General features: G+C 62.1%; 11 protein-coding genes. 6 read left to right on the top strand and 5 right to left on the bottom strand.

Annotated features, from left to right (window positions below; translation table 11 throughout):
- Nucleotides 1–5: 5 nt before the first annotated feature.
- The 3 genes from araG to BM438_RS12275 all read right to left on the bottom strand — a co-directional run bounded on the left by araG (nucleotide 6) and on the right by BM438_RS12275 (nucleotide 4,367).
- Nucleotides 6–1,556 (bottom strand): L-arabinose ABC transporter ATP-binding protein AraG, encoded by a 1,551-nt coding sequence (gene araG, locus BM438_RS12285; RefSeq protein WP_093634536.1) that lies wholly within the window; start codon nucleotides 1,554–1,556, stop codon nucleotides 6–8.
- A gap of 99 nt (nucleotides 1,557–1,655) precedes the next feature.
- Nucleotides 1,656–2,660, bottom strand: a complete 1,005-nt coding sequence (locus tag BM438_RS12280; RefSeq protein WP_093634535.1) for an arabinose ABC transporter substrate-binding protein — start codon at nucleotides 2,658–2,660, stop codon at nucleotides 1,656–1,658.
- Between the two features lie 258 nt (nucleotides 2,661–2,918).
- The gene (locus BM438_RS12275; protein WP_093634534.1) at nucleotides 2,919–4,367 is read right to left on the bottom strand and encodes an aldehyde dehydrogenase family protein; all 1,449 of its coding nucleotides are present in this window, start codon (nucleotides 4,365–4,367) and stop codon (nucleotides 2,919–2,921) included.
- Between the two features lie 177 nt (nucleotides 4,368–4,544).
- Here BM438_RS12275 and BM438_RS12270 point away from each other — a divergent pair, with 177 nt between their 5' ends.
- Together BM438_RS12270 and BM438_RS12265 are read left to right on the top strand one after the other, a co-directional pair.
- A complete protein-coding gene (locus BM438_RS12270) occupies nucleotides 4,545–5,522 on the top strand; it encodes a LysR family transcriptional regulator (RefSeq protein WP_093634533.1) in 978 nt (325 codons plus the stop codon).
- Nucleotides 5,523–5,681: 159 nt separating this feature from the next.
- Nucleotides 5,682–6,239 carry a YaeQ family protein gene (locus BM438_RS12265; RefSeq protein ID WP_054037178.1) on the top strand — a complete coding sequence of 186 codons (558 nt, stop codon included), beginning with the start codon at nucleotides 5,682–5,684 and terminating at the stop codon, nucleotides 6,237–6,239.
- A gap of 44 nt (nucleotides 6,240–6,283) precedes the next feature.
- Here BM438_RS12265 and BM438_RS12260 read toward each other — a convergent pair whose 3' ends face one another.
- Entirely contained in the window at nucleotides 6,284–6,709 is a 426-nt protein-coding gene (locus BM438_RS12260) for a VOC family protein (RefSeq protein ID WP_093634532.1), read from the bottom strand.
- A gap of 397 nt (nucleotides 6,710–7,106) precedes the next feature.
- Here BM438_RS12260 and ada point away from each other — a divergent pair, with 397 nt between their 5' ends.
- The 4 genes from ada to BM438_RS12240 all read left to right on the top strand — a co-directional run bounded on the left by ada (nucleotide 7,107) and on the right by BM438_RS12240 (nucleotide 11,930).
- Nucleotides 7,107–8,282 carry a bifunctional DNA-binding transcriptional regulator/O6-methylguanine-DNA methyltransferase Ada gene (gene ada / locus BM438_RS12255; protein WP_093634531.1) on the top strand — a complete coding sequence of 392 codons (1,176 nt, stop codon included), beginning with the start codon at nucleotides 7,107–7,109 and terminating at the stop codon, nucleotides 8,280–8,282.
- On the top strand, nucleotides 8,279–9,196 hold the full coding sequence (locus BM438_RS12250) for a DNA-3-methyladenine glycosylase family protein (protein ID WP_093634530.1): 918 nt from the start codon (nucleotides 8,279–8,281) through the stop codon (nucleotides 9,194–9,196). The genes ada and BM438_RS12250 overlap by 4 nt, the downstream gene beginning before the upstream one ends.
- A 338-nt stretch (nucleotides 9,197–9,534) precedes the next feature.
- Complete coding sequence (gene gshA, locus BM438_RS12245; RefSeq protein ID WP_093634675.1) at nucleotides 9,535–11,151, top strand: glutamate--cysteine ligase; 1,617 nt, start codon at nucleotides 9,535–9,537, stop codon at nucleotides 11,149–11,151.
- A gap of 278 nt (nucleotides 11,152–11,429) precedes the next feature.
- Nucleotides 11,430–11,930, top strand: a complete 501-nt coding sequence (locus BM438_RS12240) for a hypothetical protein (protein ID WP_093634529.1) — start codon at nucleotides 11,430–11,432, stop codon at nucleotides 11,928–11,930.
- 421 nt (nucleotides 11,931–12,351) lie between these two features.
- On the opposite strand, the gene BM438_RS12235 is transcribed toward BM438_RS12240, so the two are convergent.
- Nucleotides 12,352–13,914 carry a DHA2 family efflux MFS transporter permease subunit gene (locus BM438_RS12235; RefSeq protein ID WP_093634528.1) on the bottom strand — a complete coding sequence of 521 codons (1,563 nt, stop codon included), beginning with the start codon at nucleotides 13,912–13,914 and terminating at the stop codon, nucleotides 12,352–12,354.
- Nucleotides 13,915–13,957: the final 43 nt, after the last annotated feature.

The following is a 13,957-nucleotide window of genomic DNA, read 5'->3' as shown; positions in this document are numbered from 1 at the left end:
TGTCCTCAGCGTGGCAGCGCAAGCTTGATCAGCGCATCCGGCGTGGCCTGCGCCTTCGGCAGATTGCCGACGATGCAGCCTTCCTTCATCACGATCACGCGATCCGCCACGCCGATCACTTCGGCCAGATCGCTCGACACGACGATCACCGTGCGACCCGCTTCAGCGAGCCCATACAGCAGGCCGTAAATTTCGCTGCGCGCGCCGACGTCGATGCCACGCGTGGGTTCATCCATCAGGAACACATCGATGTCTTCGGCGAGCCAGCGCGACAGAATCACCTTCTGCTGATTACCGCCGGAGAGGGTGCCGATCGGTGTCTCGCCGTTACGCGTTTTGATCGAGAGCTTGCCAATGAACTCTTTGGCGGTTTGCGCTTCCTTGCGGCCGTTGAGCACGTTGAAACGGCTGAAGTGACGGCGGCAACTGATGTTGAGGTTGTCCGACACAGAAGCAATCGAGACGATGCCTTCCTGTTTGCGATCTTCCGGACACAGTGCGACGCCGGCACGCACGGCATCGCGCGGCGTGGTGAAACGCACGCGTTTTCCCTTCAGCGTGATCTCACCGGCGCTCGGTTTGACGGCGCCGTAAATCAGTTTCATCAGCTCGGAACGGCCCGCACCCACCAGACCGAAGAACCCGACGATTTCACCTTTGCGTGCGGTGAACGAGGCCGGTTCGCACAAGCCGCGTCCCATCAGGTCCTTGACTTCGAGTTGCAGGCCGCCCAGTTCGCGTGAGCGGTAGCCGTACACGTCGGCGATTGAACGCCCCACCATGCAACTGATCAGGCGATCGCGATCAAGTCCGTAGCCGGCTTCGAACGTATCGATGCGGCGACCGTCGCGAAACACCGTCACGCGGTCGCATAGTTCGTAGACTTCATCCATCCGATGTGTGACATAGATAATCGCGCGGCCCTCGGCCTTCAATGCGCGAATGATCCGGAACAGCTGCGCGGTTTCGCGCGACGACAACGAGCTCGTCGGTTCGTCGAACGCAATCACACGCGCGTCGCGCATCAGCGCCTTGCCGATTTCGATCATCTGCCGCTGACCGATCGAGAGATTCTTCACCTGCTGCGACGGATCGATTTTTTCGCCGAGTCGTTCCAGCTCGCGCACCGCACGTGCAACCAGCGCCTTCTCATCGAGCACGCCGAAGCGGTTGGGCAGGGCGCCGAGCATCAGGTTTTCTGCAACCGTCAATTCAGGCACCAGATGCAGTTCCTGATAGATGATCGCGACGCCCGCCGCGATGGCCGCCTTGGTGGTGACGAACTGCTGCTCGACACCATCGAGCAGCAAGGTCCCCGCCGCCGGCTGGTTCACGCCGGACAGCACTTTGAGCAGCGTCGATTTGCCGGCGCCGTTTTCACCCATCAGCCCGTGTACTTCGCCGCGCCGCACGTCGAGCGACACCTGGTCGAGCGCGAGCACGCCGGGAAAGCGCACGGTGATGCCGTCGAGTTGCAGATACGAATCAGTCGACGCAAGCGTAGGCGAGGGCGCTTGCGTGGGCGACGCCATTTCGCCAGTGTGAGAAACCGTCATCAAAAGCCTCTAGCGGGTGGACAAGCTGTGCGGGCCGATCTCGCGTTGACGTCAGCGTGAACGTGAAAAAGGCCCGCAGTGTGCAAACTCGAATACCGCTTAAATTCCGAGCTCTTTACGCACGTCCTGCCAGTTGCCGCGCACCATCAGCTTGCCGGTGGTTTGCGTGTCGGCGGGCGGCTGCTTGCCGTCCTTGATCCACTCGACGAGGTTCTCCGTGCTCTCCTTGCCGTGCATCGTCGAGCTCACGGCGATCGTGCCGTAGAAGCCCGTCGGTTCCTTCTTCTGGAACTCGGCAAACGCTTCGCCCGCACCGTTGATGCCGACACCGATCACGTCCGCCGCCGGAATGTGCAGTTGTTCGGTCGCGCGAACGCCGCCCAGCACGCTTTCCTCGTTCAACGCGAAGATCACCCACTTCTTGATGTTCGGATGCTGCGCGAGTACCGGCGACGATGCGTTGAAACCGCCTTCGTCATCGGTGGTCTTTTGCGGCGCGTCGAAGATGTTTTCCTTCTTGAAGCCGCCGGCCAACAGCGATTCCGTTGCGCCGTCGGTGCGCAGTTTGGCGGTCGGCAGTTCGTAGTTCGTGATGCGCAGCGCGCCGACTTCTTCCGGCTTCCAGCCGCGGCGCTTCATCTCTTCGGAGATCGCCGTGCCGACCTGATTGCCGATCTTGAACGCGGACATGCCCAGATGCGGCACGTTCGGCAGCGGCTTGCCGGTGGAGTCAACGAGTTGATCGTCGACCGTGACGAACTTCATGTTGTAGCGCTTCGCACGCGCCTGGATCGCCGGTCCGAGCCGCACGTCGGGCGCGCAAATCACGAAGCCTTTGGCGCCTTGCGCGCCGAGATTATCGATCGCGGCCAGCACTTTTTCGCCGTCGGGCGTGCCGATGTTGACCACCGCGAAGCCGTCTTTCTGGCCGAGCGCGCTGGCGGCTTTCTGTTCGTTGATGAACCACGCCTGTTCCGGCATCTTCACGAGGAAGCCGACTTTCAGCGGCTGATCGGCGTGCGCCGAGAATTGTGCGGCAAAGGGTGCGGCGAGAGCCACGGCTGCGATCGCGGATAGCGTCAAACGGCGAAGCTTGCTGGTCATACTTGTCTCCTGAGGTTGGAAAGCTGCATTGGTTTCGTTTATTTGCAGCGGGGAATGCACGGCGGCGTCAGCCGGGGCGTGGATGGGCGATGGGGTGAACCGTTCGGATCGCGGCAGCGGGCGCTGTGCAATGCGCGGCATGCTGAGCAATGAGATTCGCGGCCGAGTGAACAGCGAGATACACGGCAGCTACAGCGCTGCAACGGGCAGCGGACTGAGCCGTGGGAGATGTGGCGTGGTAAGCGAGTCTCATGGCCATCAACCCGCAACGTAGGCCGTTTTCACGGCCGTGCAGAACGCTGAATCAGTTGCGCCGTAGGCCGATGCCTTGCGGCCGCCACCAGGCGCGCAATGCTCGACGGTGGTCGTCGGCAGATTGATCGTGACGAGGCCGCATTGCGCGTGGCGGCGGAAATGCCGCGCGCGACTCAAGGAGCGCGTGCAGATGCCGGCGCATAGACCGTAAGCGGAGTCGTTCGCGAGATGCAGTGCGTGGTCGTAGTCGTCGGCTTTCAGCACGACGGCGAGCGGACCGAAGATCTCTTCCCGTGCGATGCGGTGTTCGGGTTCGCCGATAAACAAAGCCGGTTCGAAAAAGTAGCCACGTGTCGCGCGCTCGAGCTGTCGGCCGCCGTGCAGCAGTTGCGCGCCTTCCTCCTGACCAACTCGCACGTAGTCGAGGTTGCGCTCCAATTGCGCGGCGTTGGCGACCGGACCCACATCCGTGCCGTGCTTCAGTGCGTGATCGACGTTGAGCCTCGCGAGCTTCGTCCGCAATGCGTCGACGAACGGCTCGAACACTGCACGTTCGACGATCAACCTCGACGCAGCCGTACTGCATTGGCCGGTGGAACCATACGCGCCGCTGAGGGCTGCATCGACAGCGCTGTCGAGGTCGGCATCACCCAGCACCACGAAGGGATTCTTGCCGCCCATTTCCAGCTGCACACGGGCTTGCCTTGCAGCGGCAACCTGCAGCACACGTGTGCCGGTTTCTGCCGACCCGGTGAAACTGATCGCCGCCACCAACGGATGCGCGGCGATCCGCGCGCCGACCTGCCGCCCACTGCCCATCACGAGATTGAACACGCCGGCCGGAAAACCTGCGCGGCTGATAATCGATGCCAGCGCCGCCGCGCAACCTGCTGCCGATTCGGCCGGTTTGAAGACCACGCAATTGCCGTGGGCGAGGGCAGCGCCGATCTTGGCGGCGGCAATCGCCAGCGGCGCGCTCCAAGGCGCAATGATGCCGATGACGCCGAGCGGTTCGCGCGTCACATCGATCTCGACGCCGGCGCGCGCCAACGCCACGGGTTCGGCAAACGCGCGGAGTGCCTCTGCAGCGAAGAATTTGAAAATCTGTCCGGCGCGCGTAGCTTCGGTCAAGGCCTCGGACAACGGCTTGCCGACTTCGCGCGCGAGCAGCCGGCCCAGTTCGTCACGTCGCGCCAGCATCTCGCTGCCGATCGCATCGAGCGCATCCGCGCGGCGCTGCGCCGAACCCAGCGACCATTCGCGGAACGCCGCGCTGGCCGCTTCGATAGCCGTATCGGTTTGCCTTGCATCGGCCCGCACATAGTCGCCGACGGGTTCATCCAGATCCGACGGATTGAGCGACACGCCGGTGGTCGCGCCCGTCTCCCATCCGCCATTGATGTAATGGCGAAACGGACTGGCAACGAGCGGGACGAGCGGATCACGATTCATCGACGGGAGGGCGCCACATGGGGAAGCTCAGAAAGTCCACGAATGGTATGAGCCGCCCCAATAACTTTCCAATCCCTTTTTCGGCCATCCCGATATCAATTTCGATATGGCATGATGGAGACTCAACGACGGCAAATCGTCCGATAGACGGCATCGAGCCGCATAGGGAGACAGGCCATGACGCGTAGCTACTCGAACTGGTTCGTGCGGGCGCGGCTTAAAACGCGACAGTTGCTGCTGCTTGCGGCAATGGAAGAGGAGGGCAACGTCCGGCGCGCCGCCGACGTGCTCGGCATGACCCAGCCCGCCGCGTCGCGGCTTCTGAAAGAGCTGGAGGACATGCTGGAGGTGAGTCTGTTCGACCGCACACCGCACGGCATGCACGCCACGCTGTACGGCGAAGTGATGATCCGTCACGCGCGCATGGTGCTCTCGAATCTCAGCCACGCACACGATGAAATCTCGGCCCTGCGCGCCGGTCTGGCCGGCCAGGTACGGATCGGCGTGATCGCCGCGGCGGCTGCGACGATGGTGCCGCGCGCCATCGCCAGCGTGAAGGAACGCTATCCGCAGTTGCAAATCTGGGTGGAGGTGGAAACGTCGGACGTGATGCTGCCGAAGCTCGCCGAAGGCGAACTGGACATCATGATCGGCCGGGTACTGGAGCGGCAGAACCAGTTCAAGGCGGAAGTCCGCTACGAGCCGCTCGCCGACGAGCCGCTGTGCGTGGTGGCGCGTCCCGGCCATCCTCTCGAAAATGAAACAGGTTTGACACTGCGTGGAATCGTCAACGCGAGTTGGGTTTTGCACCCGCCGGGCAGCGTTTTGCGTCACCGCTTTGATCTGATGTTTTCGCAGATCGGACTGAATCCACCCCAAAACGTCGTCAATACCAACAATTTTTTGGCGATTTCGAGCTTATTACTTCAAAGCGACATGTTGGCGGTTTTACCTGACGAAGTGGCGCGTCAGTACCAACAGTACGGTGTTCTCAAGCAGGTACCGATCGATTTACCGTGCAGAATGGATACATTCGGTATCATCACGCGCCAGTCGCATCTGCTTTCGCCAGCGGCCTCCGTCGTGCTCGAAGCCTTACGGGCAGCCGCTGCCGAGGTGTATGGCACTGCTTTCGAGCCGACAGTGGCGCGATAAATGCTTCTCCCGTTGCAATAGTCGCAATTGCAGCCGGTTTTTTCGGCCCGGGAGGAACACGCGATGTACAACAAACACGGAAAACGGCAACGCGCCGTCGACGATTCTTTTTCTGTTCGCTCCGCCTCCGGTGGAGTGAGCGCCTGGTTTAGTAACGGCATGGCTCTCAAATCGACGATTTACAAGGCGGAACTGCAGATCGCCAACATGGACCGGCACTATTACGCCGACCATTCCCTGACGATCGCCCGCCATCCCTCGGAAACCGACGAACGGATGATGGTCCGCGTCGCCGCGTTCGCGCTGTTCGCGCAGGAACGCCTCGAATTCTGCAAAGGTTTGTCGGATGTCGACGAGCCGGATCTGTGGCAGAAGGACCTCACCGGCGCGATTGAAACCTGGATCGAAGTCGGCCAGCCCGACGAACGGCGCATTGCCAAGGCGAGCGGCCGCTCGAACGAAGTGATCGTGATCGCTTATGGCGGCCGCACGTCGGACATCTGGTGGCAGGGCGTGCGCAGCAAGGTCGAACGCATGCGCAATGTGACGGTATGGACGCTCGGCGAAGACGTCGCCGCCGCGCTCGGCTCGCTCGCCGAACGGACCATGCGTCTGCAATGCACCGTGCAGGACGGCGAAGCATGGCTCGGCAGCGCAGATGCCGATGCGGTGAAGATCGAGTGGACGGTGTTGAAGGCGCCTGCCAACGCCTGGTAGGCTGACAGGTTCTTCGGCCCGCTAACGGCCTTGGCAGCGCCCCGTTACAGCGACGTCACACGCGCCGCTTCGGGTGGCCCTTTAAGTTCGACCATATTGCCTTCCGGGTCGAACAGATACAGCGACTGCCCAAACCCATCCGCGCCATAGCGCAAAGCCGCCTCGCCAGGCCGCGCGCCGTGTTCGGCCAGATGCGCCTTGAGCGCCTCGGCGTCGAACGGCTCGACTCGCAAACACACGTGATCCATGTTCCGCCCCGCGCCCGGCACGCCGTTTTCGGGGTGATCGAGCTTCGCGCCGACCTTTAACAGGTCGATCAGCGAGCGCCCCGCGCGCAACTGCGTCAGGCCCAGATCGGGCTGCTCCTTCTCGACGCTGCAACCGAGCACCTCGCAGTAAAAGCGCGTCATCTCCGGAACGTTCGACGCCCGAATGACAATGTGATCGATCTCGCGAATGTGGATTTTCATATCGAACGCCCCTTGCGTGGCCCGCAGAACGGATGAACAGCCACCAGTGTAGGAGAAAGGACGGCGCCGCGAGAGCAGGTGATGAATCCGCCACGAGGGGCAGATCAGAAATGTTCAGACGAAAAAAAGCCCGCTCTATGTGGAGCGGGCTGAATCCATATCAGGAGGAGACATGGAGGAGACAAGTACTAATATACACATGGGGTTGATGCGACGCAATAACTTTTTAAGGGAAAACCCGATATCGGGCCAAATTGTCGCAGTTTGAGGCGAAACGGGCGCCCGGCGGGGCTTCCGGCCCTACGAGGAAGCGCAATGACAGAGCAAGAACCGGGGCGTAGTGTTTCAGCATGCGGCCTACATTGGTGAGCATCGACACCGACTTTCCGGGACCATCATGAACCGCACCGACACTACCGAGATCAGCAACGAAGCCGCCACCAGCACGCCGCGCTGGACCACCGACGCCGAACGTTGGGAGGCCGTCACCCGCCGCGACCCGCAGGCCGACGGCGCGTTCTTCTTCGCCGTCAAAACGACGGGCGTGTTCTGTCGCCCGTCATGCGCGTCGCGCCAGCCGCGTCGTGAAAATGTCGCGTTCTTCACCGACGCTAACGCCGCTCGCGCCGCGGGCTATCGCGATTGCAAGCGTTGCCAGCCGGGCGGCCTGCCGCGCGAACTGGAGATCGTCAATCGCGCCTGCGCCGCGTTGGATGCCGATCCGCAGCAACGCCTCACGCTGGCGCAGCTGAGCGACGCGGTGCACGTCAGTCCGTTCCACTTGCAGCGCCTGTTCAAGCGCGTGGTGGGTGTCTCGCCGCGTCAGTATCAGGCCGCGCAGCGCGGCGCCGCGTTGCGCGATGCGCTGCAGAGCGGGTCGGACGTGACGCGCGCCACGCTCGACGCCGGCTTCGGCTCGCCATCGCGGATGTACGACAGCGCTTCAGCCGAATTGGGCATGGCGCCCTCCGCGTTTCGCCGCAAAGGCGCCGGGCTCACCGTACGCTACGCGAGCGCGTCGACCCCGCTCGGTTTCGTGCTGATTGCGGCAACCGACAAAGGCATCTGCAAAATCGGTTTCGGCGACGATGCGGCGATACTCGTCGACGATCTGCGCGGCGAGTTTGCCAACGCCGAACTGGTCGAAGACGCAACGCGGCTTGCACCGTTCATCGCCCAGATCGACGCGTATCTGCGCGGCACCCGCCAGGACTTCGATCTGCCGCTGGATATCGCCGCCACCGCGTTCCGGCAACGTGTATGGGACGCGCTGCGGCGCATTCCCTACGGTGAGACGCGCAGCTATTCGCAGATCGCGGAAGCGGTCGGCTCACCGCGCGCTGTGCGCGCGGTGGCGAGCGCGTGCGCGACGAATCCGGTCGCGCTGGCGATTCCGTGTCACCGGGTCGTGCAGAAGGGCGGGGCGCTGGCGGGATACCGCTGGGGCCTGCCGCGCAAGGCCGCACTGCTCGATAACGAAGCCCAGCACGCAGGCGACGTTTCGCGCGACGAACCCAAGCGCCGCGAGCACGCGGCCATCGCAACCACCACCAACCTGGACCATGCCGCGTGAGCACGCTTGACGACGTCGCAACACTCGAACTGCCCTTCACCCCCCCCTTCGACTGGCCGCGTCTGCTGCGCTTTTTCGGCGGGCGCGCGACGCCCGGCGTCGAAGCCGTCGAAGACGGTGCCTATCGCCGCGCGATCGATTGGGCCGGCGACAGCGGCACGCTGACCGTACGCCTGCATCCGCGCAAGCGCTGCATCGTTGCGAACATCGACGGCCCTGCGAGCCGTCACGCCGACGCGCTCGCCGCGCCGATCGCGAGGATGTTCGACCTGCATGCTGATCCGAAGAAGATCGGCAACGAACTAGGCGCCGACCCATGGCTTGCGCCGTTGATCAAAGCCGTGCCGGGTCTACGCGTACCGGGCGCGTGGTCGGGCTTCGAACTGGTGGTGCGCGCGATCGTCGGGCAGCAGGTCAGCGTGAAGGCGGCGACCACCATCATCGGACGATTGGTGCAGCGTGCCGGCGAGCGCATTGAAGGTCATCCGCATGAGAACACCGCGTGGCGCTTTCCGACGCCCGCCGCGCTCGCGGCCGTAGATCTGGAAAAGATCGGCATGCCGGGTAAACGCGTAGCGGCGTTGCAGGGCTTCGCGCAGGCAGTCGCTTCGGGCGACGTGCCGCTCGACAGCAACGTCGCCGATGCCGACAGCCTGCGTGCTGCGTTGCTGGCACTGCCTGGCATCGGGCCATGGACTGTCGAGTATGTGGCGATGCGTGCATGGCGTGATGCCGACGCCTGGCCTGCATGGGACCTCGTGCTGATGCAGTCAATCTGCGCGCGCGATCCGTCGCTCGTGCGGCCCACGCAGCAACGCACTCGCACCGACACATGGCGGCCATGGCGCGCGTACGCCGCAATGCATCTATGGAACGAGGTGGCGGATCGGGCCGGCGCCGCGCGCGGCGGCTGAGGTGGTGTAGCGGTCGGGGAGGGCAGCACGGAACTGGCGGACCGTGGGCGTGGGCACGCGGCTAGCGTGGCGGCTGCACTCGGGACGCTAAGCGAATCGCGCGTCGAGCGCGCGAAGGGTAGCGTAAGGCGCAGGGCAGCTACTTTCGTGCTGAATCGTGCCGAAATCAGGCCAAGTTGTGTCGTCGGAAGGCCGTCCGGAGCGGCCTCAAGCAGCCGTCGTGGCGAGATGTTAAAGTGCCCGCTACCCGAAAATTCCGCCGAACGTTGTCAACCGCGCAGTTCTGCACCTAAGCAGTGAAGCGGCACATGGCGGCCGACAACGCCCGACTCGCATCAATGCCAAACACGACACCTTCCCGCACGAACGAAACGTTCTCGCACCGCTTGTCCGTGCTCACCACAGGCCCGCAGCGCGACGCGCTGATACGCGGCCTGCGCGGCATCGAAAAGGAAAGCCTGCGCGTGACGCACGACGGCAAGCTCGCCATGACGCCGCATCCGCGCGCGCTCGGCTCGGCGCTCACGCATCCGTCGCTCACCACCGACTATTCCGAGGCGTTGCTCGAACTGATCACGCCGGCTGAACACGACGTCGCGATCACGCTCGAGAAACTCGATACGCTGCATCGTTTCGTCTACGCCGAACTCGGCGACGAGATTCTGTGGAACAACTCGATGCCGGGCCTGCTGCCCGAAACGGACGAAGGCATTCCGATCGCGCATTACGGCACGTCGAATATCGGCAAACTGAAGTACGTGTACCGCATTGGCCTCGCGCTCCGTTACGGCCGCACGATGCAGTGCATTGCGGGCATCCACTACAACTATTCGCTGAACGAAGAAGTGTGGCGGGTATTGCATGCCGACCAGCAATCCACGGCAAACGCCGTCGATTTCCAGTCCGACCGTTACCTCGCGCTGATCCGCAATTTCCGCCGCACCAACTGGCTGTTGATGTATCTGTTCGGCGCATCGCCGGCACTGGATCGCCGCTTCCTGCGCGATCGCCAGCACACGCTCGAAACTTTCGACGCCGACACGCTGTACCGCCCGTACGCGACCAGCTTGCGCATGAGCGACCTCGGCTACTCGAACACCACGGCGCAAGCCGCGCTGCAGGCCGACTACAACACCTTGCCGGGCTACCTCGACGCACTCGCGAAGGCCGTGAGCCAGCCGTATCCCGCGTATGAAGCGATCGGCACGCAACGCGACGGCGAGTGGGTGCAAATCAACACGAACGTACTGCAGATCGAAAACGAGTTCTATTCGACGATCCGTCCGAAGCGCGTCACGCATCCCGGCGAGCGTCCGCTGCACGCGCTGGCTGCGCGCGGCGTGCAATACGTCGAGGTGCGCTGCATGGACATCGACCCATTTGAGCCGACCGGCATTTCACTGGAGACGTCGCGTTTTCTGGACGCCTACCTGCTGGTCTGCGCACTCGACGACAGCGCAACGCTGCCACCGGACGCGTACGCAGAGGCGAATCAGAACTTCGGCCGCGTAACGATGGAAGGTCGCAAACCGGACCTCGAACTGACGCGCAACGGCAACCCGATCGCGATGACGGACTGGGCGAACGAACTGCTCGTCAAGATCGACTCGGCAGCGGCTACGCTCGACGCACTACACGGCGGTGACTCACACGCACGCGCCGTGGCGGTTCAACGGGCAAAACTGGCGGATGCCTCGCTGACACCGTCCGCACGCGTACTACAGACGATGCGCGACAAGCAGCAGAGCTTCCTCACCTTTGGCCTCGAGCAAAGCGAAGCGCACGCCGCCTATTTCCGCGCACGCCCGCTGGATGCCGCACAGACGAAAGAGTTCGCCGACCTCGCGACGCAATCGCTGGCAGAGCAGGCCAAGCTTGAACGAGAAGAGGTGGGTTCATTCGACGCATTTGTCGCCGCCTACAGGGCATACACGCTGAACCGGTTTAGCGTCTAAACGACGACGAACGTAGGCAGCGCGCCGGAAAAAGCAGGCTAAGAACTCATGCCGTTCAGTTATCGCTGAACGGCATTTTCATTTGCGAAGTAGAAAGCGGCCCTTCATGGCCGCTTTTTTATTGCGCCTAGGTAACGTCTACGCAAAGCGCCGCCGTCGGCCCAACTGCATCGGCAAATTCTCCGTCCGTTTAACCATTCGCAAATGCGTATGAAACACTGTGCTGGGGATACGGTCCAACTTAGACGACACGCTCCAGAGAGGGAGGCTTCACCGCGATGAAAAAAGGTCTGTTGGCTGTGGTGTGCGTAGTGGCGGCGGGGTGTTCGACGCAGGGGCAGGTGAACCCCGACGTGATGCAGATCGCGACGACGCCGTTGACGTGTTCGAGCAAGGCCGAGTGTGATGTCTGGTGGCAGCGAGCGCAGACCTGGGTAGCGGGCCATTCGACGTACAAGATCGAGTCATCGACTGACACGTTGATCCAGACATCGGGCCCGGACGGCGGCAAGCGCGCGCTGGCGTACCAGATCACACGCACCCCGAACCCGGACGGCACAGCAACGATCGGTTTCGCCGCACATTGCGACGGCTCGATGGGTTGCAAACCAAACCCATGGGAGGCGGGCGCCGACTTCAAGCAATACGTACGAGGCAACACGCCGGGCGCACCGCAAAGCGCCACAAAACCATCGCAACCATCACCAACGGCGATGCACCCCGACGCCTCGCAGGGACAATCGATCCCGGGAACAAGCGGAGAAGCGATAACGCAGTAGGAGAGGCAAAAGCGGCAACGCAATCAGCAACGAACCGGTTCGCGATCCTCTGCGAGGATCGCTTCACCAGACACCGCGTGTAGAACGATCCGATTGGCTTCGCACAAAAAATCAGACACACCCACCCACCAACGCAAAAGCACGACGAGTGGTTTTAGGAATTACTCTTCGGCGCGCGGAGCGCCGCCGGAAGTATGACTCCCTTGTCACAAGCGTATGCACGGGCACGAACCCAGATTCCAGATGCACCACTACCCGCAGCAGACCACGGTGCCCACTTAGCAGGGGCTTCTAGCCGCTTTCTTTGCTTATCTTTCTTTGCGGCGGCAAAGAAAGTAAGTGCCGCCCCGCACAGGGGCAACGCTAATAGACCACTAACAAAACAAGGAAAGGCACCACCGCCGAAGGCAAAAAAGAACGCTCAATGCCCCATAGAAGGCCCAACCCCCTTCCTGGGCTTAGTAACCCAAACAAGCACAGCAAGCACAAGAAACGCCGCACAAGAAATACGAAAAAAATCATTAGTGGCCATCATATAAGCCTGTGCAGTAACAACCTGATTCAACTGAGCGGTGAGGCTATCTCCAGAAAGCCCAATACTCCCCAACGCATTGGTATAAGCATTGGTATTAGCCGAATAGACGTTCACAGAATCAGTCAACATCGCATGATGATAAATAGTGTCATTCTCCCAGTACGTCGTACTGATGGCCGTCCCAATCGCCCCAGACAAAGTCCGAAAGAAGTTGGACAGCCCTGAAGCACTAGCAAGCCGCTCATCCGACACGCTGGACAGCGTAATAGTAGTCATCGGCACAAAGAAACAGGCAACGCCAATCCCCTGCACCAACCGCGGCCAGATCACATGATTGAACGGCACGTCGAGCGTAAAAGTCGAATTCCAGAACGACACAAACGCAAACACGATGAACGCAAAACTCGCCACCACCCGCAGATTCAGCCGATGCATGTTCTTGCCGATCATCGGCGACAAAAACAGCGCGAGAATACCGACCGGCGCCGTCGCCAAACCGGCAAGCCCAGCGGTATACCCCATCACCGTCTGCAGCCAGAGCGGGAAAATCACCACTGACCCGAAGAACGCCATAAACCCGAATGAAATGATCACCACGCCGAGCGCGAAGTTACGATCCTTGAACAGCGAAAGATCGACAACGGGTTCCTTGTCCGTCATCTCCCACACCAGCAGGAACGCAATCGACACCACCGCGATAATGGCTAGCGTGATGATGAACGTCGAGTTGAACCAGTCGCGATCCTTACCGAGGTCGAGCACCATCTGCAGGCACGACACGCCGATCACGAGCAATGCGAGGCCGACCGCATCGATACGCTGTTTGGTGACCTTGGTTTCGCGGCCACGTAGCAACAGGAACGCGCACACCGCCGAGAACAACCCGATCGGCACATTGATATAGAAGATCCACGGCCATGTGTAGTTGTCGGTGATATAGCCGCCCATCACGGGACCGAAAATCGGCGCGCAAATCACAGTCATCGCCCATAGGCCGAGCGCGAGCCCGCGCTTTTCCGGTGGGTACGAACGCATCAGAATCGTCTGCGAAAGCGGGACCATCGGCCCGGACACGAGCCCTTGCACGAGCCGGAATGCGATCAGCGACTCGAAGTTATGCGCGAAGCCGCACAGCGCCGAGGCGATCGTGAAAAGCAGAACGGACAACGTGAACAGCCGCACCTCGCCGACGCGCCGCGCCAGCCACCCGGTCAACGGCACGGCGATCGCCGAGGCCACGGAATACGACGAGATGACCCAAGTGCCCTGACTGGTCGCCACGCCGAGGCTACCGGAGATAGTCGGCACGGCGACATTCGCGATCGAGGTGTCGAGCACCTCCATGAACGTGCCGAGCGCAAGGCCAACGGTAAGCAAGGCCAGCGCCCCGCCTTTGAGCGGAGCGGGTTCGGCGGCGGGTAGGGCGTCGGCGGAAGCCGTGGCAGCCATGTGTGTTTCTCCTCAGCCGGGAAAGCTTGTCGCGGCAGCTTTA

This window comes from Paraburkholderia aspalathi (genome assembly GCF_900116445.1).
In the GTDB taxonomy this organism is placed as follows: domain Bacteria; phylum Pseudomonadota; class Gammaproteobacteria; order Burkholderiales; family Burkholderiaceae; genus Paraburkholderia; species Paraburkholderia aspalathi.
The sequence above is the reverse complement of the archived record's forward strand: the minus strand, read 5'-3'. Positions and strand labels throughout refer to the sequence as shown.